General features: G+C 64.2%; 20 protein-coding genes and 1 tRNA gene. 14 read left to right on the forward strand and 7 right to left on the reverse strand.

Going from position 1 to position 25306, the window contains the following annotated elements; all coding sequences use genetic code 11:
* Positions 1 to 84 precede the first annotated feature (84 nt).
* On the reverse strand, positions 85 to 3591 hold the full coding sequence (gene dnaE, locus ACP15N_RS08190; protein WP_425091750.1) for a DNA polymerase III subunit alpha: 3507 nt from the start codon (positions 3589 to 3591) through the stop codon (positions 85 to 87).
* Positions 3592 to 3663: 72 nt separating this feature from the next.
* Positions 3664 to 3864: a SlyX family protein gene (locus tag ACP15N_RS08195; protein ID WP_425091751.1), complete on the reverse strand. Its 201-nt coding sequence runs from the start codon at positions 3862 to 3864 to the stop codon at positions 3664 to 3666.
* A gap of 95 nt (positions 3865 to 3959) precedes the next feature.
* Here ACP15N_RS08195 and hisS point away from each other — a divergent pair, with 95 nt between their 5' ends.
* From hisS to panC, 4 genes are read left to right on the forward strand one after another with little or no spacing between them, the layout of a single operon-like run.
* Positions 3960 to 5453 (forward strand): histidine--tRNA ligase, encoded by a 1494-nt coding sequence (gene hisS / locus ACP15N_RS08200; protein ID WP_425091752.1) that lies wholly within the window; start codon positions 3960 to 3962, stop codon positions 5451 to 5453.
* 3 nt (positions 5454 to 5456) lie between these two features.
* Entirely contained in the window at positions 5457 to 6560 is a 1104-nt protein-coding gene (locus ACP15N_RS08205; RefSeq protein ID WP_425091753.1) for an ATP phosphoribosyltransferase regulatory subunit, read from the forward strand.
* Positions 6557 to 7285, forward strand: a complete 729-nt coding sequence (gene hisG, locus ACP15N_RS08210; protein ID WP_425091754.1) for an ATP phosphoribosyltransferase — start codon at positions 6557 to 6559, stop codon at positions 7283 to 7285. The genes ACP15N_RS08205 and hisG overlap by 4 nt, the downstream gene beginning before the upstream one ends.
* Entirely contained in the window at positions 7282 to 8127 is an 846-nt protein-coding gene (gene panC, locus ACP15N_RS08215; protein WP_425091755.1) for a pantoate--beta-alanine ligase, read from the forward strand. Before hisG ends, panC begins: the two co-directional genes overlap by 4 nt.
* A gap of 99 nt (positions 8128 to 8226) precedes the next feature.
* Here the strand turns inward: panC and ACP15N_RS08220 are convergent, their stop codons facing one another.
* The 3 genes from ACP15N_RS08220 to ACP15N_RS08230 all read right to left on the reverse strand — a co-directional run bounded on the left by ACP15N_RS08220 (position 8227) and on the right by ACP15N_RS08230 (position 10222).
* Complete coding sequence (locus ACP15N_RS08220) at positions 8227 to 8673, reverse strand: hypothetical protein (protein ID WP_425091756.1); 447 nt, start codon at positions 8671 to 8673, stop codon at positions 8227 to 8229.
* Between the two features lie 85 nt (positions 8674 to 8758).
* On the reverse strand, positions 8759 to 9589 hold the full coding sequence (locus ACP15N_RS08225) for a choice-of-anchor L domain-containing protein (protein WP_425091757.1): 831 nt from the start codon (positions 9587 to 9589) through the stop codon (positions 8759 to 8761).
* Between the two features lie 201 nt (positions 9590 to 9790).
* The gene (locus tag ACP15N_RS08230) at positions 9791 to 10222 is read right to left on the reverse strand and encodes a DUF1489 family protein (RefSeq protein WP_425091758.1); all 432 of its coding nucleotides are present in this window, start codon (positions 10220 to 10222) and stop codon (positions 9791 to 9793) included.
* A 163-nt stretch (positions 10223 to 10385) separates the two neighbouring features.
* Between ACP15N_RS08230 and ACP15N_RS08235 the strand changes: the two genes are divergently transcribed.
* From ACP15N_RS08235 to ACP15N_RS08245, 3 genes are all read left to right on the forward strand, one after another.
* Positions 10386 to 10495: transfer RNA gene (locus tag ACP15N_RS08235), tRNA-OTHER, on the forward strand.
* 25 nt (positions 10496 to 10520) lie between these two features.
* Positions 10521 to 12815: an adenosylcobalamin-dependent ribonucleoside-diphosphate reductase gene (locus ACP15N_RS08240; RefSeq protein ID WP_425091759.1), complete on the forward strand. Its 2295-nt coding sequence runs from the start codon at positions 10521 to 10523 to the stop codon at positions 12813 to 12815.
* A gap of 122 nt (positions 12816 to 12937) precedes the next feature.
* Positions 12938 to 15382, forward strand: coding sequence for a S8 family serine peptidase (locus tag ACP15N_RS08245; RefSeq protein WP_425091760.1), 2445 nt, complete (start codon positions 12938 to 12940; stop codon positions 15380 to 15382).
* Between the two features lie 64 nt (positions 15383 to 15446).
* Here the strand turns inward: ACP15N_RS08245 and ACP15N_RS08250 are convergent, their stop codons facing one another.
* On the reverse strand, positions 15447 to 16610 hold the full coding sequence (locus ACP15N_RS08250; protein ID WP_425091761.1) for a mandelate racemase/muconate lactonizing enzyme family protein: 1164 nt from the start codon (positions 16608 to 16610) through the stop codon (positions 15447 to 15449).
* Positions 16611 to 16926: 316 nt separating this feature from the next.
* Here ACP15N_RS08250 and rpsD point away from each other — a divergent pair, with 316 nt between their 5' ends.
* From rpsD to ACP15N_RS08270, 4 genes are all read left to right on the forward strand, one after another.
* On the forward strand, positions 16927 to 17547 hold the full coding sequence (gene rpsD / locus ACP15N_RS08255; RefSeq protein ID WP_425091762.1) for a 30S ribosomal protein S4: 621 nt from the start codon (positions 16927 to 16929) through the stop codon (positions 17545 to 17547).
* Between the two features lie 95 nt (positions 17548 to 17642).
* The gene (gene hisC, locus ACP15N_RS08260) at positions 17643 to 18728 is read left to right on the forward strand and encodes a histidinol-phosphate transaminase (protein ID WP_425091763.1); all 1086 of its coding nucleotides are present in this window, start codon (positions 17643 to 17645) and stop codon (positions 18726 to 18728) included.
* Positions 18725 to 19654 (forward strand): prephenate/arogenate dehydrogenase family protein, encoded by a 930-nt coding sequence (locus tag ACP15N_RS08265; RefSeq protein WP_425091764.1) that lies wholly within the window; start codon positions 18725 to 18727, stop codon positions 19652 to 19654. Before hisC ends, ACP15N_RS08265 begins: the two co-directional genes overlap by 4 nt.
* Entirely contained in the window at positions 19651 to 20457 is an 807-nt protein-coding gene (locus tag ACP15N_RS08270; protein ID WP_425091765.1) for an extensin family protein, read from the forward strand. Before ACP15N_RS08265 ends, ACP15N_RS08270 begins: the two co-directional genes overlap by 4 nt.
* Here ACP15N_RS08270 and ACP15N_RS08275 read toward each other — a convergent pair.
* Positions 20454 to 21452, reverse strand: coding sequence for a DUF2125 domain-containing protein (locus ACP15N_RS08275; RefSeq protein WP_425091766.1), 999 nt, complete (start codon positions 21450 to 21452; stop codon positions 20454 to 20456). The genes ACP15N_RS08270 and ACP15N_RS08275 overlap by 4 nt on opposite strands.
* 64 nt (positions 21453 to 21516) lie before the next feature.
* Here ACP15N_RS08275 and ACP15N_RS08280 point away from each other — a divergent pair, with 64 nt between their 5' ends.
* The 3 genes from ACP15N_RS08280 (at position 21517) to ACP15N_RS08290 (ending at position 25305) form a co-directional block, all read left to right on the forward strand.
* Positions 21517 to 22053 (forward strand): gamma-glutamylcyclotransferase, encoded by a 537-nt coding sequence (locus tag ACP15N_RS08280; RefSeq protein ID WP_425091767.1) that lies wholly within the window; start codon positions 21517 to 21519, stop codon positions 22051 to 22053.
* 78 nt (positions 22054 to 22131) lie between these two features.
* Positions 22132 to 23460 carry a biopolymer transporter ExbB gene (locus ACP15N_RS08285; RefSeq protein ID WP_425091768.1) on the forward strand — a complete coding sequence of 443 codons (1329 nt, stop codon included), beginning with the start codon at positions 22132 to 22134 and terminating at the stop codon, positions 23458 to 23460.
* Positions 23461 to 23463: 3 nt separating this feature from the next.
* Positions 23464 to 25305 (forward strand): peptidoglycan -binding protein, encoded by a 1842-nt coding sequence (locus ACP15N_RS08290; RefSeq protein ID WP_425091769.1) that lies wholly within the window; start codon positions 23464 to 23466, stop codon positions 25303 to 25305.
* The last annotated feature ends 1 nt before the right edge of the window (position 25306 follow it).

The raw sequence follows: 25306 nt of genomic DNA on the forward strand, positions 1-25306 counted from the left end.
GCAAGGCACTTGTCGCCGATTTCTGCCCGGCTTGGGGCAGGTGCTTGGTTTTTGGGCGTTGGGGCTGCGCGCCGAAGGGCCGCGTCAGAGGTCTTCGACGAAGCTCACGCCTTGCAGGCTTTTGATCGCGCCTTTGATTTGGGGGCTGACCGGAAGGCGGTCTCCAAGGGCAATGTCGACCTCTCCCGGCAAGTCCGGCGCGCGCAGGGAGACAAGGATCGGCCCGCGCGCCTTCTGGCTCGGATCATTGGCTAACTGGTCGAGCAAGCCTTTGAGGGACGGCACTGCGCCGGGTTCTTCGAGGAAAATTCGCAGCCCGCCCCCTCCGCCATTCGGATCGGCCACCGCTGTGTCCACCGGCGCTGCCCCACGGCAGAGCAATTTGAGCTGATCGGACTCGAGCGTCGCCTCTACGGTCAGGACCACATTCGTGCCGGGTTCGAGATGGGCGCGCGCGGCCTCCAGCGTGTCGGAGAAAACCGTGACCTCGTAAAGCCCTGTCGGGTCGGAGGCCTGCACGAACGCAAAACGGTTGCCGCGGGCAGATTTACGCTCCTGCCGTCCGGCGACCGCCCCGGCGAGCTTTGCGACGACCGGGCCGTCTTCGACGCGTTTGCGCAAATCTTCCAGCGTGGTAACCCCGCGCCGTTTCAGCGCCACCATGTAGTCGTCCAGCGGATGGCCCGACAGGTAAAAGCCGATGGCCTTATGTTCTTCGCCGAGCCGTTCGGCGGGCAACCAATCCTCTGCCTTCGAGAGGCGCGGCTCGGGCAAATCCTCCCCGGCTTCCCCAAAGAGAGACACCTGCGCCGAAGCGCGCTGGTCGTGGATGGCGGCGGAGTAGGCCACAAGCGCATCGAGGCTGTCGAAAACACGGCGGCGGTTCGGATCGAGCTGATCAAAGGCGCCCGCGCGGGCCAGCATTTCCAACGGGCGCTTGCCCACGCGTTTCAGGTCCACCCGGCGGGCCACATCGAAGAGGGTCGCGAAGGGCTTGTCGCCGCGCCCGTCGACCACGAGCCGCATCGCCTCCACCCCGACATTCTTGAGGGCCCCGAGCGCGTAGACGACCTTGCCCTTGTCGACGCTGAAGGTCGCCTGCGAGCGGTTCACGCAAGGGGGCACAATCTCGATCCCAAGGCCGCGGCGAACCTCCTCAGCGTAGACAGCGAGCTTGTCGGTGAGGTGCAGGTCGCAGTTCATGACACCCGCCATGAATTCCACCGGGTGATTTGCCTTCAGCCAGGCCGTCTGGTAGCTGACCACGGCGTAGGCCGCTGCGTGAGATTTGTTGAAGCCGTAGTTTGCAAATTTCTCAAGAAGGTCAAAGACTTCCTTTGCCTTGGCGTCATCGACGCCATTTTTCTTGGCGCCCTCGGTAAATTTTGGACGCTCTGCGTCCATCGCTTCCTTGATTTTTTTGCCCATCGCGCGGCGCAGAAGGTCGGCGCCTCCAAGGCTGTACCCCGCCATGACCTGCGCGATCTGCATCACCTGCTCCTGATAGACGATGATGCCTTGGGTTTCCTCGAGGATGTCGTCGATCAGCGGGTGGATCGAAGCGCGCTCCTTGAGCCCGTTTTTCACCTCGCAATAGGTCGGAATGTTCTCCATCGGGCCGGGACGGTAAAGCGCGACGAGGGCCACGATATCTTCGATGCAGGTGGGTTTCATGCGCCGCAGCGCGTCCATCATGCCCGTGGATTCCACCTGAAACACCGCAACGGTCTGGGCCGAGGCGTAAAGTTTGTAGGTGCCTTCATCATCGAGCGGGATGGCGTTGATATCGTTTTCCGTGCCCGTTGCGGGCACATAAAGCTCGGTCCCGTCAGGCCCGGTGTGCAGGTCGCGCCCGCCTGCCCGGATCAGATCAACGGCGTTCTGGATCACGGTCAGGGTCTTCAGACCCAGAAAGTCGAATTTCACCAGCCCCGCCTGTTCGACCCATTTCATATTGAACTGGGTGGCGGGCATGTCGGACCGCGGGTCCTGATACAGCGGGACGAGCGCGTCGAGCGGGCGATCTCCGATCACCACACCGGCGGCGTGGGTGGAGGCGTTGCGCAGGAGCCCTTCGACCTGCATGCCGTATTTGAGAAGGCGGTCGACGACTTCCTCGGACTTTGCCTCCTCCCGCAGGCGCGGTTCGTCTGCCAGCGCCTTTTCGATGGAGACCGGTTTGACGCCTTCGACCGGGATCATCTTGCTGAGCCGGTCGACCTGCCCATAGGGCATCTGCAGGACGCGGCCCACGTCGCGCACGGCGGCCTTGGACAGAAGTGCGCCGAAGGTGATGATCTGACCGACCTTGTCGCGCCCGTATTTTTCCTGAACGTAGCGGATCACCTCTTCGCGGCGGTCCATGCAGAAGTCGATGTCGAAGTCGGGCATGGAGACCCGTTCCGGGTTCAGGAAGCGTTCGAACAGAAGCTGGTAGCGCAGCGGGTCCAGATCGGTGATCGTCAGCGCGTAGGCGACAAGGCTGCCCGCCCCGGAACCGCGCCCGGGGCCCACGGGGATGTCATGGTCCTTGGCCCATTTGATGAAGTCGGCCACGATCAGGAAGTAGCCGGGAAAGCCCATGCCCTCGATTATGTCGAGTTCGAAATCGAGGCGCTTCTGGTATTCTTCGACACTGGCGGCGTGCGGGATGACCTTGAGCCGCGCCTGCAGGCCTTCATTGGCCTGACGGCGCAATTCCTGCACCTCGTCATCCGCGAATTTCGGCAGGATCGGGTCGCGCTTGTAGGCTTTGAAGGCGCAGCGACGGGCGACCTCGACTGTGTTTTCGACCGCTTCGGGCAAGTCGGCAAAGAGCGTGACCATCTCGGATTGCGACTTGAAACAGTGCTGGGCGGTCAGGCGGCGGCGGGGTTGTGACTGGTCTACATAGGCGCCATCGGCGATGCAGATCAGCGCATCATGCGCCTCGTACATGTCCGATTTCGGGAAATAGACGTCATTGGTGGCCACGAGCGGGAGGTCCATCTCGTAGGCGAGGTCGAGGAACGCAGGTTCTGTGATCGCTTCGGCCTCGGGCAGGCCGGCATCGCCGTGGTGGCGCTGCAATTCCACGTAGAGCCGATCGGCAAAGGCTTGCGACAGCGTTTGCAGCAAGTCGCGCGCCTTGGGCATTTGCCCTGCCCGGATCAGGCGCCCCAGCGGGCCGTCAGGGCCTCCGGTCAGGCAGATCAGATCGCCACTATGGGCGACCAGTTCGTCCATCGTGACCTGTGGAAGCTGCCCGCCCTTGTCGACATAAAGGCAGGTGTTGAGCTTCATCAGGTTTTCGTACCCGGCCTCGGTCTGGGCCAGCAGAACCAGCGGGGCAGGGTCGCGCGGTTTTTCCCCCGGTGCAGGCGGGTCATAGGCGATATCCACCTGACATCCGAGGATGGGCTGGATACCGGCCTTGGACAGTCCTTCGGAAAATTCCAGCGCGGCGTACATGTTGTTGGTGTCGGTCAGGGCCACAGCGGGCATGTCGGCCTTGGCCACGAGGTCCGGCATTTTCTTCAGCCGAACCGCCCCTTCGAGAAGCGAGTATTCCGAGTGGACGCGCAGGTGAACGAATTTTGGTGAGCTGCTCATGACCCGAACGATAGGATGGTCGGTGGCGACGGAAAACCGGCCATCCGATTTATCCACAGAAATCTGGCGTGATCAGTAATGGGGCGGGCGTTCATCGCCGAGGATGACGCCGCCTGTGCCCTCGGCATCGCGTTCGGCCTCACGCGCCATCAGGCGAGTGACGCGGGCTTGAAGCTGGTCGATCTCAACCCCGCGGGCCGCCAGCATCGCCGACAGCTCATCCACGGTTTTTTCCAGATGCGCGATGCGTTCTTCGAGCGCCTGATCTGCCATCGTCTCTTTCCTCCGATCCGGAACACCGGCTGCACCTTGCCCCCTTTGGCCCGGCGCGGTAAAGGCTGCGCCAACTGACCCGAGAGGCCCGCAAGATGGCAAAACCCAAGAAAACGCCGCGTCCCAAGGCGGTCACGCCCAAGGGGTTTCGCGACTATTTCGGCGCAGATGTGACCGAACGCAAGATCATGCTGGATGGGATTGCCGAGGTGTATCATCGCTACGGGTTTGATCCGCTGGAAACCTCTGCCGTAGAGACGGTCGAGGCGCTGGGCAAGTTCCTGCCGGATGTCGACCGCCCGAACGAAGGGGTCTTTGCCTGGCAGGAAGAAGACGCCGATTGGCTGGCGCTACGCTATGACCTGACCGCGCCGCTGGCGCGGGTGGCAGCCCAGTTTCGCAATGATCTGCCGAGCCCTTACCGGCGCTATGCGATGGGGCCTGTCTGGCGCAACGAGAAACCGGGACCGGGGCGGTTTCGGCAGTTTTATCAGTGCGATGCGGACACGGTGGGCGCGCCTTCAGTGGCAGCGGATGCCGAGGTGTGCGCGATGCTGTCGGACGCTTTGGAGGCCGTTGGGATCGAGCGTGGCGACTACATCGTGCGGATCAACAACCGCAAGGTTCTGAATGGCGTGATGGAGGTTGCGGGCGTGCTCGACCCCGCTGACCCGTCGAAGTTCGAAGCGGAACGCGGGATCGTCCTGCGCGCCATCGACAAGCTGGACCGGCTGGGAGAGGGCGGCGTGCGTGCGCTGCTTGGCGGCGGGCGCGAGGATGAAAGCGGCGATTTCACCAAAGGCGCGGGCCTGTCCGATGATCAGGCCGGCCGCGTGATGGCGTTCATGGCAGCCCGGCGGGACACCGGGGCGCAGACCTGCGCCGTTCTGAGTGATCTGGTGCGCGGGTCGGAGACGGGCGAAGCGGGCGTGTCCGAGTTGGAGACCATCGCGGACCTGATGGACGCGCAAGGCTATGGGGCGGACCGCGCAGTGATCGACCCATCCGTCGTGCGCGGGCTGGGATATTACACTGGCCCCGTCTTCGAGGCCGAGCTGACCTTCGAGATCCTTGACGAAAAGGGGCGTCCGCGCCAGTTCGGCTCGGTCGCGGGGGGCGGGCGCTATGACGGTCTGGTCAGGCGTTTTACCGGGCAGGCGGTGCCCGCGACGGGTATCTCCATCGGGGTGGACCGCTTGCTCGCGGCACTGCGGATGAAGGGGCGCTTGGGGGGCGCTGAGGCGGGGCCAGTGATCGTCACCGTGATGGATCGCGACCGGCTCCCGGCCTATCAATCCATGGTGTCGGAGTTGCGCAATGCAGGCATCCGGGCCGAGATGTATCTGGGCAACCCCAAGAACTTCGGCAACCAGTTGAAATACGCCGACAAGCGCAACGCGCCGGTGGCCATCATTCAGGGCTCGGACGAGGCGGAGAGCGGCGTTGTTCAGATCAAGGACCTGATCCTGGGCGCCAAGATTGCCGAAAGCGCCAGTCTGGATGAATGGAAAGCGCAGCCTGCGCAGCGCGAGATCGCGCGGAACGATCTGGTGGCGGAAGTGCGCAAGATCCTGAACGGGGACGCCTGAGCCATGACCGTGACTCTGGCCCATCGCAAAGTCGCGGCGCGGCTGCTGGAGGCGCTTGTCGCTGGCGGCGCGCAGCCGGTGGAGGCGGACGTGCTGCAACCGGCGGAAACGTTGCTGGACCTTTATGGCGAGAATATCCGCCACCGGGCCTACGTGACCAATGATCCGATCAAGGGCGAACAGATGCTGCGCCCAGATTTCACGGTGCCGGTCGTTCAGATGCACATGACCGGCGGTGCGGAGCCTGCGCGCTATGCCTATGCGGGCGAGGTGTTTCGCAAGCAGTTGGCGGGGACGGACCGGCCCAACGAGTTCCTGCAGGTGGGCTACGAGGTGTTTGATGGCACCGACCCGGCGGCCGCGGATGCCGAGGTCTTCACGACCATCCGGGGGCTGCTGGGCACGCTCGACCTGCGCGCGACGATCGGGGATATCGGGATCTTGCAGGCGGCGGTCGCAGGGTTGGAGACGACGGAGCGCCGCAAGGTGGCGCTGGCCCGGCACATCTGGCGGCCCCGGCGGTTCCGGGCCTTGCTGGACCGGTTTGGCGGGCGCGCGCCTCAGCCTTCGGGACGGGCAGAGCTGGTCGCCGCAGTCGAGACGGAGGGCGCGGATGCCATGATTGCCGCCGCGGGCCCCGTGCAGGGCGTGCGCGCAGCAACCGAGATTGCCGCACGGCTTGAAGCACTGCGAGAGGATGTGCACGCTGCTCCGATCCCGCCCGCACAGGTGCAGGTGGTCGAGGATATCACCCGCCTGCGCGAAACCGCACCGAATGCGCTGGAGCATCTGCGGGACCTGGCGGTGGACCTGCCGGCCGTGGGACCGGCGCTGGACCGGATGGAGGCGCGGCTGGAGGCGTTGAGGGCGCAGGGCGTGGATGTGTCCACGCTGGAGTTCGATGGCACCTATGGGCGTGCCTCGCTGGAGTATTACGACGGGTTCGTTTTCGGCCTGTACGCGCCACGGCGGCCGCACATGCCGCCACTGGCCTCTGGAGGGCGCTACGACGCGCTGACGGCTGTGCTGGGGCAGGGGCGGGCCATTCCGGCGGTGGGCGGGATCATCCGTGCCGGGCTGGTCGCCGATCTGGAGGGCGCCTCATGAGCCTGAAGCTTGGTGTGCCGTCCAAGGGGCGGCTGATGGACAAGACTTTCGACTGGTTCGGCAAACGTGGCCTGCACCTGAGCCGGGCCGGGTCCGACCGGGAATATGCCGGCGCTGTGGAAGGGGTCGACGGTATCTCGCTCGTGCTGCTGTCAGCCGGGGAGATCCCGCGCGAGCTGGCGGCGGGTCGGATTCACATGGGCGTGACCGGCACCGACCTGGTGCAGGAGAAGATCGCCGACTGGCGGATGCGGATCACCCGGATCGACGAGATGGGGTTTGGCCATGCCGACCTGGTGCTTGCCGTGCCGAAATCCTGGGTCGACGTCGAAACACTGGATGATCTGGACGCGGTGGCAGCGCAGTTTCGGCGCACCCATGGGCACCGGCTGCGGATCGCAACGAAATACCATGCGCTCGTGCACGCCCACCTGCGCGGCTACGGCGTGGCCGATTACCAACTGGTTGACAGTCAGGGGGCGACCGAAGGTACCGTGGCCAACCTTACGGCCGAGGCAATCGCAGACATTACCTCGACGGGCGAGACATTGCGCGCCAACCATCTTAAGGTCCTCAAGGGCGCGCCGGTCCTGCGTTCGCAGGCAACGCTGTTTGCCTCGCGCACAGCGGAGTGGGGCGCTGCGGAGCAGGCCGCGCTGCGAGCGCTTGGCACGCTCCTGGAACGGGACTTGACGGAAGGGGTCATCCATGAGGGCGACCGATGACTGAAGTGATCCGCGATGTGGCGACACTGCGCATGTTGCAGGGCACGTGGCGGCGGGCGGGCGAAAGCATCGGGTTGGTCCCGACCATGGGCGCGCTGCATGCCGGGCACATGGCGCTGGTTCAGGCCGCGCGCGAGGAATGTGCCCACGTCATTGCAACGGTGTTCGTGAATCCAACGCAGTTTTCGCCATCCGAAGACCTGGATGCGTATCCGGACGTGTTCGATGCGGACCTGCAATTGCTGCGCGACAATCGGGTGGATGTCTGCTTCGCGCCAACGCGCGACATCATGTATCCGGACGGGTTTGCGACCACTGTCCGGGTGTCGGGGCTGACCGACCATTTGTGCGGGGCCACCCGTCCGGGGCATTTCGACGGGGTGACGCAGGTTGTGGCGAAGTTGCTGAATCTCGGGGCGGCGGACCGCGCGTATTTCGGCCAGAAAGACTGGCAGCAACTGGCTGTCGTGCGCCAGATGGCGCGCGATCTGAACTTCCCGACAGAGATCGTGGGCGTGCCGACCGTGCGGGCTGCCGACGGGCTGGCCCTGAGTTCGCGCAATGTCTACCTGACCGAGGCTGAGCGCGAGATCGCGCCTGTTCTGAACCGGACGCTGCGCAATGCGGCCGCCCAGATCGCGCGCGGGCACGGGGCTGCAGGCGTGTGCGAGGCATCCGCGCGCGCGCTGATCGAGGCGGGGTTTTCATCCGTCGATTATCTGGAATGTCGGGACGCGCAAACCCTTGCTGCGCAGGAACGCCCGAACCCGGGAACCGCTCGCGTTTTCGCAGCGGCCAAGCTGGGCAAGGCGCGGCTGATCGACAACGTTGCGGTGGGCTAGCAGAAGACCGCAACCACCGGCGTCAACTGCCGTGTCGCGGCAGGCGCCGCGTCCTTGCGAAGAAACGCGTTGAGACCGCTTGACCTGCGGTACGCGGCGTTAGCTGCCGCAGGTGATTGGCTCGGGCGTCATCAGAAACCCGGCGCTCGTGTATTCGGCATACTGGCGCTGGAATTCGAGGCTGACGAGCGCCAGTCCGTCCGGCGACCATTCGTACCGAAGGCGACCGCCTGCGACCTCCCCTTCGGTGAGCCGCAGAATGACGAGATGCTCTTCGAGGTCGTTGCCGAGGGCAGCGATGCGCCATGCGCTCCCGCCATTGAAAATGGGGGAGGATACAAGCGCTTCGAGGCTTTGGGACGCCGACGAGCGCCGTTCTGCCGAGAAGTTCGGCGCGATGTCATCCAGCATGGCAGACACGCTTGCGCCATCGTTCGATCCGATCACTTCGAGAAACCGGCAGGTCTTGTCCGTGGTGTCCGCAACTGCGGGCAGGGCGAAACAGGAACTCGCAAGGACAACGGACAGGAGGGCTGGCAGGCGCATGGTGTGGTCTTCTTCTTGTCGCTTCGTGTTGAAAAAAAGGGCGCTCTGACGAACGCCCCCTTCGTGTATCAGATGTCGATATGTCTTACGACTTCTTGCGGCGGCGCATAAGGCCCAGTGCCCCAAGACCCGCAAGGATCAGCGGCGCAGAGGCCGGCAGTGGAACGACGCCCGGGTTCGGAGTGGGCGGCTGACCACCGAAGGTACCGCCTTGAATGAATACGGCCGAATCGAACGCAGAGTCGCCAGTGTCGGAGACGATCATTTCAAGCGTGTAAGTTTCGCCGATGGTCAGGCCGGTTGCCGAGGCCAGCAGCACATCGGTGAACCCGTCATATTCGATGTCGAACGGCGGGTTGCCGCCGAAATCGCCGAAATCGTTGTCGTTGTAGAACTGCGAGTTCACGTTGTTGTTCACAGTGTCGATCTCAACCGGCTGGTTGGTGCCGGGGATTAGCGCGATGTTCTCTGTCCCGGTGATGCCCGGACCGCTGAGCAGGAAGTCGAACGTGTCGTTGAACGAGGAGTTCACGAACTCGTTGTACTCTTCCGACGCCCACACGTAGTTGAAGAACAGGTCCCCTGTCTGAGTTTCAAACTCGATCTTGAGCGATGACTGGCTGCCCGGGCCAGAGGTGTTGTCCGCCGAGTTCGGTCCGACAGCAGATGCCGCCGTGCCAGAGGTGATGATGATCCCGTCGCTGATGCCGATCACGCCGCCATCCGAGAACCCACCAGCGGAGAGGTTGTTCACCCCGTCGTTGCTGGTGTAGGTCGCGCTCGAGATTGTTACACCTGTTCCGAGGATAGAGTTCGCGAGTGTCGTCGCGTCTTCGGTTGGGGTCACAGTCAGCGCGTTTGCGCCTGTTGCGACCATGACCGCCAAGGCGGAGGTCGCAAGTGTTCTATAGAGCATGTTGAATGCCTCCAGAAAAAAAGCCCGACTGAGTGGGCAACTTGAAAAAGGGCACCGACAAAAAGGCACCACTGCTAACGTTAATAAGATATCAACTTTTGTTGAATCGAGTCAACGAAAACGACCCTTGTCATCTGATTTTCATACTCGGTTTCTGCAGCCGGACGCGCGGGAAAAACCCCAAAGAAAGGGGGTTTTTGGTCAGCGCACGCCAATCTCGGCCAGGGCCATCTCCAGTTTTGCGGGCAGTGCCTCTTCACGGCGGGATTGGCTGCGCAAATCGGCGGGGGCGTCCGAGACAGGCAAATAGCGCCAGCCTTGGAAGGGGCGTTTCGGGGCGGCCTCGGTCCGGGTGACGCTCGGGTCCAGCACAATCGCGCAGCGGCGGATGCCATCGGCGCCCGTCACCTCATCCAGGCGCAGGATCGGCTGGCGCGCCAGGACCACGCCCTTGAACACCCAGTAGAGCGAGCCGCCGTTGAGGATCTCGGCCTCGCGTTTTGGCCACATGCGGGTGACGTGGACGGGCAACCCTTCGGCGTTCTTGGCGCGGTTTTGCTGTTGCCAGTGCAGCAGGTCTTCGACCTTTTCGGCGCCGACGCAAAGCTTGATCAGATGTACCGTCTTGTCCACCGCGCTTCCCCGCACTTATCCACAGATTCGCCCACAGCGGGCATGTCGACTACACCGTATATCGTAGTTTTCTGAGCTTGCGCTGCAACCTGTTGTGGAAAACCGGTGTTTCGAACTAGACTATAGACCGGTCGACTCGCTTGAAATTTGTCGACCGGTCTTATGCGAGCTAGCTCAGTAGGATAGAGCACTCCGCTTCCTAGTACGGTACCTCTGTGGACGCAGGGACAGCGTACGGCGGAGAGGACGCAGGTTCAAGTCCTGCTCTCGCACCAAATTCCTCAAAGGACCTGCTGCCATGACACGCTTTGCCGCGCCCATCTCCGAGGCCATCTGGGACATGAAATACCGTCTGAAAGAGGCGGATGGGACGCCGGTGGATACCTCGGTCGAGGATACGTGGCGGCGGATCGCCCGCGCGCTGGCGTCGGTGGAGAAAGACCCAGCCGCGTGGGAAGGTGAGTTCTACAACGCGTTGGCGGATTTCAAATACCTGCCTGCCGGGCGGATTACCGCAGGCGCGGGTACGGACCGCAGCGTGACGCTGTTCAACTGCTTTGTCATGGGAACGGTGCCGGATGACATGGGCGGCATTTTCGAGATGCTGAAAGAGGCCGCGTTGACCATGCAACAGGGCGGCGGGATCGGGTATGATTTCTCGACCATCCGGCCAAAGGGCGCGGAGGTGCGCGGGGTGGCGGCCGATGCGTCGGGCCCGCTGAGCTTCATGGATGTATGGGACGCGATGTGCCGCACGATCATGTCCGCAGGCTCGCGGCGCGGGGCCATGATGGCCACGATGCGTTGTGATCACCCGGACATCGAAGATTTCATCGACGCGAAGTCCGACGCCGCGCGGCTGCGGATGTTCAATGTCAGCGTGCTGGTCACGGACGCGTTCATGGAGGCGGTGAAGGCGGATGGGTCGTGGGACCTGGTCTTTGGTGACAAGGTCTACAAGACCGTGCAGGCACGGGACTTGTGGAACCGGATCATGCGCGCGACCTTCGAGTACGCCGAACCGGGCGTCATTTTCATCGATCGGATCAATGCTGCAAACAACCTGAATTACTGCGAGACGATCGCCGCGACCAACCCTTGCGGGGAGCAGCCGCTGCCGCCTTACGGTGCGTGTTTGCTGGGGTCGGTGAACCTCGCGCGCTTGGTCAGCGCCCCGTTTGAGGAGAGCGCCGCACTCGATGAGGCGGCACTGGATGATCTGGTGCGCACGGCGGTCCGGATGATGGACAACGTTGTCGATGCGTCGCGCTTCCCGCTGGAGACGCAGGCGGCCGAGGCGCAGGCCAAGCGGCGGATCGGGCTTGGCGTGACGGGGCTGGCCGATGCACTGCTGATGCTCGGGTTGCGCTATGGGTCTGAGGAGGCGGCGCGTCAGACCGAGCGCTGGTTGCACGCGATCGCCCGCGCCGCGTATCTGGCGTCGGTCGATCTGGCACGCGAGAAAGGTGCCTTCCCGCTCTTTGACGCGGATGCGTATCTGGCCAGTGGGACGATGCGGGGCATGGATGACGATGTGCGGGAGGCCATTCGCGAACATGGCATCCGCAATGCGCTGCTGACATCCATCGCGCCGACGGGGACGATCAGCCTTTATGCTGGCAACGTTTCCTCAGGCATCGAGCCGGTCTTTGCCTATGCCTACACCCGCAAGGTCCTGCAGAAGGATGGCTCGCGCACCGAGGAAGAGGTGGTCGATTATGCCGTGAACCTGTGGCGGGAGAAGTTCGGCGATGCGGAGTTGCCGGAGTATTTCGTCAACGCCCAGACGCTTGCGCCGCTTGACCATGTGCGCATGCAGGCGGCGGCGCAGAAATGGGTCGACTCTAGTATTTCCAAAACCATCAACTGCCCCGAAGACATCAGCTTCGAGGACTTCAAGACCGTCTATATGGAGGCGTGGGACACCGGGTGCAAAGGCTGCACCACCTACCGCCCAAATGCGGTGACCGGATCGGTATTGAGTATTTCGAGCAAAGAAGAAGACAAATCTGCGCAGGCGGGGGAAGTCAAAGCCGTTTCCGACGCGGATCTGGACGGAGACGTGGTCTATATCTCGGAGCCTTTGAACCGTCCGCAAGCTCTCGAAGGTCAGACCTACAAGGTGAAGTGGCCGCTGACCGATCATGCGATCTACATCACGATCAACGATGTGGTGATGAATGGCCACCGGCGGCCGTTCGAGGTGTTCATCAACTCCAAGAACATGGAGCATTTCGCCTGGACCGTGGCGCTGACACGGATGATCTCGGCAGTGTTTCGGCGCGGGGGCGATGTGTCCTTCGTGGTTGAAGAACTCAAGGCCGTGTTCGATCCGCGCGGTGGGGCGTGGATGGAGGGCAAGTATGTGCCGTCCATTCTGGCGGCCATTGGCGGCGTGATAGAGCGGCACATGATTGATATCGGCTTTATCGAAGGCGAGGGGATGGGGCTGAAAACCGATCCGCAAGCCGAGGTGATGGCCGTGGGCGAGGCTCCGCGCGGTGCGGCCTGCCCTAGCTGCGGGAGCTATGCCCTGCAGATGGTCGAAGGCTGCAAGACCTGCATGGACTGCGGGCATTCCAAATGCGGGTGAGTCGCAGCTTCGGCCTGCGATAACCCGAATGCCTCCAACAATTTGACGCGTGGCTGACGGCGGTTTTGCGAAACTGCCGTCACGTATTTCAAGCACGTGTCTTATTTGAGGAGGTACAAACAATGCCGACAGGACGTTTTTCGTTCGACCTGGTTCGCGACATGCTGAAACCAGCGCGCCGGATTGATCTGGCCCGCCCCGAGATTGCCGAGGCCCTGCGCCCCGAAATCGGCGGGCTTGCAATTCCGGAGGACAACCCCGAGCCGACCCCGGACCGCCGCAGCGGATTTGTCGTGGTTTACGTGGAAACCGATGTGTCCACCGAAGAGGCGCTGAAGGCGCAAACGCTGGTCGATCTGGCGCGGATCACCGGGATGGACCAGCTTCTGACCGCGATTGACGCGCTGGACCTCGATGAGGGGCGTCGGATGATCACCTCTGTCTCGCCGGCGCAGTTGCTGGAGATGGAGGCCAAGGCCGCGCAGAGCCCGTTTCCGCCACTGCGCAGTCTGACCGGATACTGGTTGCTGGACGCGCGCAAGGGTGACCGCGGTCTGGACGAAGTCGTCAAGACGCTGAGCGTGGTCCCGGGGGTGCGTCGGGCCTATCCGCACATTCGCCCGGACGATCCGGCTGCAAATCCCAACAACGATCCCTATGCCGTCCAGCAGGGCTACCTGGATGCCGCGCCCGAGGGGTTGGATGCCCGCTGGGCCTGGACCCAGCCGGACAGTTGCGGTGCCGGAGTGGCAGTGACCGATCTGGAACAGGGGTGGCTGCTGACCCATGAGGATCTGCAGAACGCGGCCCCCACTTTGATCTTCAACGACAACCTTGCATCAAGCTTTGACCACGGCTGTGCGGTTTTGGGTGTCATGGTGGCCACGGACAATACGGTTGGCGTGATCGGCATGGCACCGGATGCCGGTCCGGTCCGTTGCACCAGCCATTGGGATTCGGCACTGGGTAGCGGGTTTATCGCGGACGCGGCACTGGCAGCCGTTGCGGTGATGAACCCCGGCGACGTGATGCTGCTGGAGGTGCAGACAAATTTCCGCCCTTCCGAACTGGTTGATGATGTGTTCGACGCTGTGCGTCTTGCCTCTGCACTGGGGATTATCGTGTGTTCGGCGGCGGGCAATGGCAATGCCAACCTCGATACGGCAACCTCCGGCGGGCAGACGGTGTTGAACCCGACCTCGCCTGCGTTCCGAGACAGCGGGGCGATCATGGTGGGCGCAGCCGAGAGCGCGCTGCCCCACGACCGTGACCCCAATTCGTGCTTTGGCGCGCGGGTGGATTGCTATGCCTGGGGCGACGGGGTCGTGACGACCGGGTATGGCACGCTGGATCCGGGTACGGGTGTGGACTCGGAGTATGCCAATGACTTCCAGAACACCTCCGCTGCGACACCGCAGGTTGCGGGGGCGGCGCTGATCCTTCAGGGGATGCACGAGGCCACGACAGGCGGGCGGCTGAGCCCCAGCCAGATGCGCGCGATCCTGTCCAACCCGGCGACCGGCACGCCGCAGGGGCCGGGGCTGGCTGGCAATATCGGGGTGATGCCCGATTTGCGCGCGATCATCGAGGATACCATGGGCATGAGCCCGGATGTCTATCTGCGTGACAATGTCGGCGATGACGGCACCGTCCCGACAAGCGGCGGCATCAGCGCCAGCCCAGACATCATCACCCGGCCCTTTGAGCTTGCCGATGGGGATGCCGCCTTTGGCGAAGGCTCTGGGACCGAAAACTCCAGCAGCCTTGGTTACGCCGTTGAGGCCGGGCAGGACAACTTCATCTATGTCCGGATGAAGAACCGCGGACTGTCCAACGCGAACGCCGTCACGGCGGATGTCTACTGGTCGGAGGTCTCGACCCTCGTGACGCCGGACATGTGGACGCTGATCGGCACGACCGATCCGGTGGATGTGCCGATGGGCGACACGCTGGTGGTGGCCGACCCGCTGACCTGGGCGGAGGCGGATATCCCCGGTGAGGGGCATTATTGCTACGTGGGCGTGCTGAACCATGCCGCCGATCCCGCGCCGGTTCTGCCCTCGCCCACCGACTGGGACGGGTTCCGCAGCTTCATCCGCAATCAGAACAACGTCACGTGGCGGAATTTCAACGTGGTCGATGACATCGAAGATCCGTCTGCGGACCCTGCGGCCTTGCCGTTCCTTATCGCGAACTTCCCCGACCGGCGCCGGGCTTTCGACTTCGTGATCGATCGTCGGCTCCCCCGCGAGGTGGAGGTCACGCTGGAGCTGCCACGCGCGGTTGCGAAGTTCTTTGCCGATGCGCTGAATGTCGATCCGATCCAGATCGACGATGATGCGCTGATGCATCTGCCACTGCCCACCGGGGGGCGGATGGTCATTCCGGATGTGCTGATGCCCGCCAAGGCGCGAATGCAGTGCCGGTTCATCGTCAAGAACCTGGGCAAGGCGCGACCGGGCAACATGATCTCCATCGGTCAGTTCTTTGCCGAACAGGAGATGGGGCGCGTCACGTGGCGTTTTGACCGCAAGCGCGACCCGAAACAGGTCTGCCGGATCCTCTGACACCGAAGGCCTGACAGAGACGCCCCGCGATCCTTCCTGCGCGGGGCGTTTTTCTTGGTCGGCGTCACGCAGCGAGGTCGCGCATCACCGCGATCAGGTCCGATTTGCCCTCGAACCCGATGCCGGGCAGGTCGGGCATGGTGATATGGCCGTCCTCGACCGCCACGCCATCCGGGAAGCCGCCGTAGGGCTGGAAGAGGTCGGGATAGCTTTCGTTACCGCCCAAGCCCAACCCGGCGGCGATGTTCAGCGACATCTGGTGCCCGCCATGGGGAATGCAGCGGGACTGGGACCACCCCATCTCCGCCAGAACATCCAGCGTGCGCATGTACTCCACAAGCCCGTAGGACAGCGCGCAGTCGAATTGCAGCCAGTCGCGGTCCGGGCGCATGCCGCCATAGCGCAGCAGGTTGCGGGCGTCCTGATGCGAGAACAGGTTCTCGCCCGTCGCCATCGGGGCCGGGTAGAACTCCGCCAGTGCCGCCTGAAGCTGGAAATCGAGCGGATCGCCGGCCTCCTCGTACCAGAAGAGCGGATACTCCCGCAGCATCTTGGCGTAGGCGATCGCGGTTTCCAGATCGAACCGTCCGTTGGCATCGACGGCCAGTTGCGCCTCGCTGCCGATCTCGGACAGAACGGCCTCGATCCTGCGCTGATCGTCGGCCAGCGATGCTCCGCCGATCTTCATCTTCACCACCGTGTAGCCGCGGTCGAGATAGCTGCGCATCTCCTGCCGGAGCGCGCTGTCATCCTTGCCGGGGTAGTAGTAGCCACCCGCCGCGTAAACGAAGACGCGCGGATTTGCGGTGACGCCCTTGCGCTCGGCCAGCAGCCGGAACAGCGGCTGGCCCGCAATCTTGGCCACCGCATCCCAGACGGCCATGTCGATGGTGCCAACGGCGACGGAGCGTTCGCCATGCCCGCCTGGTTTCTCGTTCAGCATCATCGCGGCCCAGACCCTGTGCGGGTCGAGGTTTGTCCCCGCGTCATCGATCAGCGATGCCGGGTCCGCGCTCAGAACCCGGTTGCGGAACCGTTCCCGGATCAGCCCACCCTGACCATAGCGGCCATTGGAATTGAAACCGTAGCCCACCACCCGGCGTCCGTCCCGTTCCACGTCCGTGACCACGGCGACAAGGCTCGCAGTCATCCCGGAGAAATCGATGTAGGCGTTGCGAATGGGCGACGAGATCGGCTTGGTAACTTCGCAAATATCAACGATGCGCATCAGGGGACGTCCTCGGGTTGGGTCGCGGTTCAGGCATCTGACCATGCTCGCGAAGCAGGTGCAAAAGGCAAACCCGCGAAAGCCTATCGTCCATCCGGTCCCGGGTGCCGACGAGGCCGTGCGCGGGACAGCGCCCGGGCAGCGTTTCCGCAGTATCGGGCGCTGGGGCGTTGACACTGTTCGGCGCATGCGTATAAGCGCGCCATTCATTGGTGTTGGTGGCCCCCGCGAGGGGATGCCTGTCGGGGTGGAAACACCCAAAGGACAACGCCCTTCATCGCGTGCCTGTGGCGCGCCACTCAGAAGGAGAACAGCCGTGACCAAACGCACGTCTGCCAAGTACAAAATCGACCGCCGGATGGGCGAGAACATCTGGGGCCGTCCGAAATCGCCCCTCAACCGCCGCGAATACGGGCCCGGCCAGCATGGCCAGCGCCGCAAGCAGAAGATGTCCGACTTCGGCCTTCAGTTGCGCGCCAAGCAGAAGCTCAAGGGCTACTATGGCGACCTGACCGAAAAGCAGTTCCGCCGCATCTTTGCCGAAGCAGAGCGGATCAAGGGCGACACGGGCGAGAACTTGGTGGGCCTGCTGGAGCGCCGTCTGGACGCCGTGGTCTACCGCGCCAAGTTCGTCGCGACGATCTTTGCCGCACGTCAGTTCGTGAACCACGGCCACGTCACCGTGAACGGCGAGCGGGTCAACATCCCGTCCTACCGCGTCAAGGAAGGCGACGTTGTTGAGGTTCGTGACAGCTCCAAGCAGTTGGCCGTGTTGCTCGAAGCGACACAGCTGCCCGAGCGTGACGTGCCGGAATACATCGAAGCGGACCATTCGAAGATGAAAGCCACCTTCGTGCGTACGCCCGGGTTCTCGGATGTTCCGTACCCTGTGATGATGGAACCGAACCTCGTCATCGAATATTACGCGCAGAACTAACCGGTTTCGCGCAATCGCTGATATTTGGGCCGCGCGAGGAATTGCGCGGCCTTTTTTGTGCCCTTACAACAGCCTGAAATATGGCAGGACCAGACATGACCCGCATCAAGCCACAACCCGGCATCATGAACATCGCGCTCTATCAGGGCGGGGCGAGCCATGTGGACGGGGTGGAGAAGGTTCTGAAACTCAGCTCGAACGAGAACCCGTTGGGGCCAAGCCCGGCTGCGGTCGCGGCCTATCGCGATGCGGCGGGCGCACTGCACCGGTATCCGTCGTCCGACCATGCAAGGCTGCGCGGCGCGATTGCCGAGGTCTACGGGCTGGACGCCGATCGGGTGATCTGTGGGGCAGGATCGGACGAGATCATCGCGTTTCTGTGTCAGGCCTATGCGGGCCCGGGCGATGAGGTGATCCACACCGAACACGGGTTCGCGATGTATCGGATCAGCACGCTGGCCGCCGGGGCGACCCCGGTGGAGGTGCCCGAGCGTGACCGCGCAACGGATGTGGATGCGATCCTTGCGGGCTGCACCGACCGCACCAAGCTGGTGTTCGTCGCCAATCCGAACAACCCCACCGGCACAATGATCGGCGGGAACGAACTCGCACGGCTCGCCGACGGGTTGCCCGAGGGCGCGATCCTTGTCCTGGATGGCGCCTATGCGGAATACGTGCCGGGCTACGATGCTGGCCATGCCCTGATCGAGGCGCGCGAGAACGTGGTGATGACGCGGACCTTTTCCAAGATCTACGGGCTTGGCGCGCTGCGCGTGGGCTGGGGCTACGGCCCGCGCGAGATCATCGATGTATTGAACCGGGTGCGCGGGCCATTCAACCTGTCCACAGGTGCGCTGGCAGCGGCGGAGGCCGCGGTGCGCGACACCGGCTACACTGCCAAATGCGGGGCCGAGAATGCCAAATGGCGCGCGTGGCTTGCGAGCGAGCTGGCGCAGCTTGGCGTGCCATCGGACACCTCATCGGCGAACTTCGTGTTGGCCCGGTTCGGGTCCCAAGCCGAAGCCGAGGCGTGTGACGAGTTCCTGAAGGCGCGCGGGATCATCGTGCGCCGCGTGGCGGGTTACAAGCTGCCGACGGCGCTGCGCATGACGGTCGGAGATCCCGACGGCTGCCGCGCGTTGGTTTCTGGCGTGGCGGCGTTCAAGGCGCAGGCGGCATGAGCGGCGTGATTTATTCCAAGGTGGCGTTGATCGGGCTGGGGCTGATCGCAGGCTCGATGGCCCACGCGATGCGCCGCGCCGGGCTGGCAGAGACGATCAGCGGATACGCGCGCTCCGCCGAGACGCGGGCCGTCGCCGAAGAGATCGGCTTGGTCGACCAGGTGTGCGACAGCGCCGCTGTGGCTTGCGCCGATGCCGATCTGGTGGTGCTGGCCGTGCCCGTTGGGGCCATGGCGGCCGTGGCTGCCGAGATTGCGCCGGCATTGAAGCCGGGTGCAGTGGTCACCGACGTCGGGTCGGTCAAGCAGGCGGTGATCGCCGATGTCGCGCCGCACCTGCCGGACAACGTGCATTTCATTCCGGGTCATCCGCTGGCCGGGACCGAGCATTCGGGACCTAGGTCGGGTTTCGCGGAGCTGTTCGACAACAAGTGGTGCATCCTTGTGCCTGTGGACGGCAGCGCCCCGGAGGAGGTTGAAAAGCTGACCCGGTTCTGGCGCGGCCTTGGGTCAAACGTCGATGTCATGGACCCTGCACATCACGACCTCGTGCTGGCGGTGACCAGTCATGCCCCGCACCTGATCGCCTATACAATGGTTGGCGTGGCCGATGACCTGCGCCGGGTGACCGATAGCGAGGTCATCAAGTATTCGGCCGCAGGTTTCCGTGATTTCACGCGGATCGCGGCCTCGGATCCGACGATGTGGCGCGATGTGTTCCTGAGCAACAAGGCGGCAACGTTGGAAATCCTGGGGCGCTTTACCGAGGAACTGTTCGCCCTGCAGCGGGCGATCCGGACCGAGGATGGCGATCATCTGCATGATTACTTCACCCGCACGCGCGGCATCCGGCGCGGCATCATCGATGCGGGGCAGGATACGGATGCCCCGGATTTCGGGCGGGTCAAGGCGAAGGCCGGGTCGTGATCCGGGCCGGTGTCGCACTGGTTCTGGCGACACTTCTGGCCGCGCCGCTGAACGCGGCGCCTGACCGCTCCCCGCGACCGGAGCCGCGTCCAACGCCCACCGCCATCGTCAAGACACCGGAAGGGTTCGTGCAGTTTGTACCTTCGGCGCGCACACCGTCGGGGCGCATCGCGGTGTTTTTTGGCGGGGGCACCCGACCCGAGCCGCGTCCCGCCAGACGTGTGCCGCGCGACACGGCGGCCACGCAGATCACCCGCCCCCCTGCGACGCCAGCACAGATGGGTGCAGTCTGTGGGCGCCGCGACATTCGTGGACGCGCCATAGCGCGCATCCCAGGGCGTCTGCCGGGGTGCGGCGTGCGTAACCCGGTCCAGATCACAGAAGTGGCCGGTGTGCGCCTGAGCCAGGGCGCCTCGATCACCTGCGAAACCGCGCAAGCCCTGTCCACATGGGTGGAACGCGGGCTCAAACCCGCGGTCGGCCATATGGGCGGCGGGGTGGAAAGCCTGCGGGTTGTCGCTCATTACAGTTGCCGGACGCGGAACAACAAGACCGGCGCGCGCATCTCTGAGCATGGCAAGGGCAAGGCGATTGATATCGCCGCGATCCGGCTCAAGAACGGCGACAGCCTGAGCGTGCTCGATGACTGGAACACGCGCCGCAAGGGTCGTGTTCTGAAACAGGCGCACAAGGCTGCGTGCGGACCTTTCGGCACGGTGCTTGGCCCGAACGCCGACCGGTATCACCGCGACCATTTCCATTTTGACACGGCAAGCTATCGGTCCGGGCCCTATTGCCGCTAGCGCAGGCGGATCGGTCCTGTCTGGCCAAGGGGGATGAAGCCGATCCGCACCGACCCCCGGTCGAAGGTCAACGGCACGTCCAGAGTGTCGGACCGGCCCGAGAGGCGCGACAAGCCCTCCAGCCCGCGCTCCATCAGGTCGGCGACGCTTTCGGGCAGTGCACCGCTGCGTCTGGCGACGGCCAGCATGGTGCGCCAGTTGGCAGCTTTCACATCGATCTTGCCGGTGGGCATGCCGCGCGCGTCCATCTCAAGCGTTCCGGTAGCGCGCAGCATCACGTCGCCCCATTGCCCACGGGCCTCGCGCAGGGCGATCCGGGTGGGCTGGGGGCGCGCTGTTTCCAACGCGCCGATATCCCATTGCGCGTCGAACGCCACCTGCGCGTCGAGACGCAGGACATCGAGCGCGGCGGGCAGCAGGTCGGCAGGATCCACCCGTGCCTGGAGGGCTTCGGGCAGAACAAGGGCGGTCATTTCAAGCCCCAGATCGTAGGTGTTCACACCCCCTTCGGTTTCGTACATGGCCATGCGGTAGGTATCTGCCTGGGCCTGCCAGTCATCGGCCCGCAGAACCGGGGCCTGCGCAACAAGGGTCGTGCGGTGCAGCGGCAGGCGCGTGCTTGCCCCCAGAAACAGTGACGCCTGCATCTCGGTCGTCTCCAGCGTGTAGTCGCCCACCGGCGTCAGGACGGTCTGGGTTTGCGGGAATGCGGCAATGACCTGTGTGGGGCGATAGCTGAGGGATAGAAACTGAAGGAACGGCGCCTGCCATCCGAGCCCTGTTCCCGGGTCCGCCAGGCGCGGTTCGGTCAGCACCGTGTCGAACCGGTTCGGAAACCCGTTGACCTCCAGGGCGCTGACCTCGGCCTGCCAGCCCTCGGCCTCGCGCGCGTCGAACCAGCCTGTAAACGCGGCCTCCATCCCACGCGCGCCGATCCACCAGTACCCGGCCCATGCCAGCGCCGCCACCAGCGCAAACCCTATGATAAACCGCATCGGTTTTCCCTTTCCCCCGCGTGTCGGGTCGTGTTTAACCCCGCCGATGATTGAGAACCAGCACTTGCCAGACCCCCTTTGGGTTTTCGGATACGGATCGCTGATCTGGAACCCGGAGTTTCCGGTCGCCGAGCGGGCAGTCGCCCGCCTGCTGGGGTTTCACCGGTCGTTCTGCATGCGATCGATCCACCATCGGGGCACCGAGACGGACCCGGGGCTGGTCTTGGCGCTGGATGCGGCCGAGACGCTGCATTGCGATGGCGTGGCCTTTCGTGTGGAACCGGGGCAGGAAGCTGCGACCATCGCCGCCCTGCGGGAGCGGGAGCTTGTCTCCTCCGCCTATCTGGAGGCCGCGCACGAGGTGGACCTGCGGGATGGGCGGCGGGTTGCGGCGGTAACCTACGTGGTGGACCGCGCCCATGTGCAATATTGCGGGAACCTGCCGCTGGAAGAACAGGCACAGATCATCGCCCGGGCGATTGGCGGGCGTGGCCCGAACACCGAGTACCTGTGGAACACCGAAAGCCATCTGCGCGAGATCGGACTTGAGGATGCCGATCTGGCATGGCTTGCGGCGCGCGTGCGAGCGCTGACGACCTGACACCGCGCACACGATGCTTTGCAAGGTCCTCATAAGCCCCTATCGTGACCACGAAAACGCGACAAGAGGCGCACAGGCATGAGCAGAACCGCCCAACATATCAGGCCGTCTTTCGCGCGGCCCGTCCAGCAGGTGATCATGATGATCGTTGTGCTGGCGCTGGTCGGTGTCGGTGCCTGGCTTGCCTATCCGCGTGTCGCGCCGATCTTTGCGGCGAACCCCTATCTGAACGGCGTGATCGGCGCGGTTTTCGTCGCGGGCGTGCTGGCCTGCGTCTGGCAGATCGTGTCGCTGATCGCCGCCGTGCGCTGGATCGAGGGCTTTGCCAATGGCGACCCGGCGCGCACGCGGGAAACGGCCCCGCGACTGGTTGCCTCTCTCGCCGGTTTGCTCGGGTCCCGCAAGGCGCGGATGCAGCTGAGCGCCAATTCGTCCCGCTCCATCCTCGACTCGGTCGCGGCGAGACTGGACGAGGCGCGCGATATCACCCGCTACATCGTCAACCTGCTGATCTTTCTGGGCCTGCTGGGCACGTTCTACGGTCTGGCCACGACGGTTCCCGCGGTGGTGGAAACCATTCGCTCGCTCGATCCGGCCGAAGGCGAGGCGGGCGTGGATGTGTTCAGCCGCCTGATGGGTGGGCTAGAGACGCAGCTCGGCGGCATGGGCACGGCGTTCGCTTCCTCTCTTCTCGGTCTTGCGGGGTCGCTTGTCGTCGGACTGCTGGAGCTCTTTGTGGGCCACGGTCAGAACCGGTTCTACCGCGAGTTGGAGGAATGGCTTTCGACCATCACAAAGGTCGGGTTCGCCAGTTCCGAGGTCGAAGGTGGCGGCTTTGACATGGATGTGGTTGCGCAGGTGCTGGATCACATGGTGGCCCAGATCGAGTCCTTGCAGGACCTGTTCGTACAGGCTGACGAGCGGGCCGAGCGATTGGATGTCCGATTGACCGGTGTGGCCCAGTCGGTGACCGCGCTGACCGGGCAACTGCAACGCAACGATGCGGCGGTGGAGGCTTTGGGGCAGGTCGCCGCCGGCCAAACGCGGATCATCGAAGGGCAGGCGCGCAGTGCCGAGGTGCAGGAGCGTGTGGCCGCCCTGCTGGAACGGCAGATCACGGCTGGCGCAACGGCCGATCACGGGATCGATGCCGAAAGCAAGATGCGCCTGCGGTCCATCGATGTGCAACTGCTCCGCATTCTTGAGGATATGGCCGCCGGGCGGCAGGAGGCTATTTCGGAGCTCCGCGGCGATCTGGCTGCCTTGAACATGACAATCAAGCAGGCTGCGCGCGCCGGGGCGACGGACCCCGCGGCCATCGCCGCCGAAGCGCTGCGCACGGTCATGCATGACGATTTCGATCCCGCCACGGGCAGCATGCAAAGCCAGCGCCGCGAGCCGGAGTAAACCATGGCCTTGTCGCGCAGGTTCACCCAACGGGCGACGGGCAATATCTGGCCCGGCTTCGTCGATGCCATGACCGCGCTGTTGCTGGTGCTGATGTTCGTGCTGACGATCTTCATGGTGGTGCAGTCCGTTCTGGCTGAACGCATCCTCGATCAGGACACGGAACTGGACAGTCTGACCGGGCAGTTGTCGGATCTGGCCAATGCGCTGGGACTGGAGCGCGTGCGGTCCGCAGAGTTGGCCGAGAATCTGGGCCAGGTCACCGCGACGCTGGAGGATGCCGAAGCGCAGGCTCTGGCGCAGTCCGCGTTGATTGCAACGCTGACCCAGCGCATCGATACCGCGGAGGCGACGCTTGCCGCGCGGGACGCGGAGATCACCGCTTTCGAGGACCGGGTGGCGGCTTTGCTGTCACAGAACGCCGATCTGAGCGCCGGCTTGTCCAGCGCAGAGGGCGAAGCTGCCGGCCTGCGCGCCACACTGGCCGAGGTGGAGGCGGCGCGTGACCAAGCGCTGAGTGAGGCAGAGGCACTGAACCTGACCCTTGCCACGCTGCGTGAAGAGATTGATGTCCAGACCGAAACGGCCCGGCTGGCGGCGGCCCGCGCCGATGCGCTGGACGCGCTGGTGGCGGATTTGCGCACCGAAGGGGCGGCACAGGAGACCCGGCTTGCCGATCTGCTCGCGTCGCTGGAGCGCGCGCAGGTGGCGGAAACCGAATTGTCGGAGACGCTTGCGGAGCGCGAGGCTGCGCTTGAGGATCTGGAGGCCACACGCTTGGCCGAGCTGGCCGCTGCCGAAGCACTGCGCGCGCGTCTGGCTGACACGGAAGGCGCGTTGAGCGAGGCGGAGGTGGCGCGCCTTGCCGAACTGGCGGCAGCCGAGGCCTTGCGAACCCGGCTCGAGAACGCCGATGCGGAACTCACGGCCATGACGCTGGCACTGGAGGAGCGCCGCCGCGAGGCCGAAGAAACCCTGACGCTCTTGGCGGCGGCAGAGGCTGCCGTGGCGGAGCGCGATGCCGAGCTTGAAACCCTGTCCGCCGAGTTGACCGAAGCGGAGCGCGATCGCGCGTTGTTGGCCGTCGCGGAAACCGAACTCAGCGCGGCGCAAGCGCAGACCGCAGCGGAGGCCCGGCGCGTTGCACTGCTGAATGAACAGGTGGCGGCGTTGCGCCAGCAACTCGGATCGCTCGAAGGATTGCTGGCCGCTGCTGAGGCGCGCGACGAGGAAGCCCAGATCCAGTTGCAGTCGCTTGGCAACAGGCTCAACACCGCGCTGGCGCAGGTGGCGTCCGAACAGCGCCGCCGGGCCGACCTCGAAGAAGCCGAGCGCCTGCGCCTTGAGGAAGAAGCCCGGCGTCTTGAGGCGGAGGCGCAGGACCTTGCGCAGTACCAGTCTGAGTTCTTCCGCCAGTTGCGCGACTTGTTGGGAGACCAGGAAGGCGTTCGGATCGAGGGGGACAGGTTTGTCTTTGCCTCCTCCGTGCTGTTCGAAACGGGAGCGGTCGCGCTGAGCCCGCAGGGGCAGGAGGAGGTCGCGAAAGTGGCCGAGATCCTGATCTCCGTCGCGGATCAGATCCCGGATGGTATTGACTGGGTGTTGCGCGTGGACGGGCACACGGACAACGTACCTGTCACGGCGGGGGGCAAGTATTCCAACAACTGGGAACTGAGCCAGGGCCGGGCGCTGTCTGTGGTGGAGTTCATGATCGACGATCTTGGCCTGCCACCGGATCGGTTGGCCCCCACGGGCTTTGGGGAATTCCAGCCTGTCAATACCGCCGACACACCCGAAGCCCGCGCGCAGAATCGACGGATCGAATTGAAGTTCACCGAGAAGTAGC

It is taken from the genome of Tropicimonas sp. S265A, from assembly GCF_049800835.1.
In the GTDB taxonomy this organism is placed as follows: domain Bacteria; phylum Pseudomonadota; class Alphaproteobacteria; order Rhodobacterales; family Rhodobacteraceae; genus Dinoroseobacter.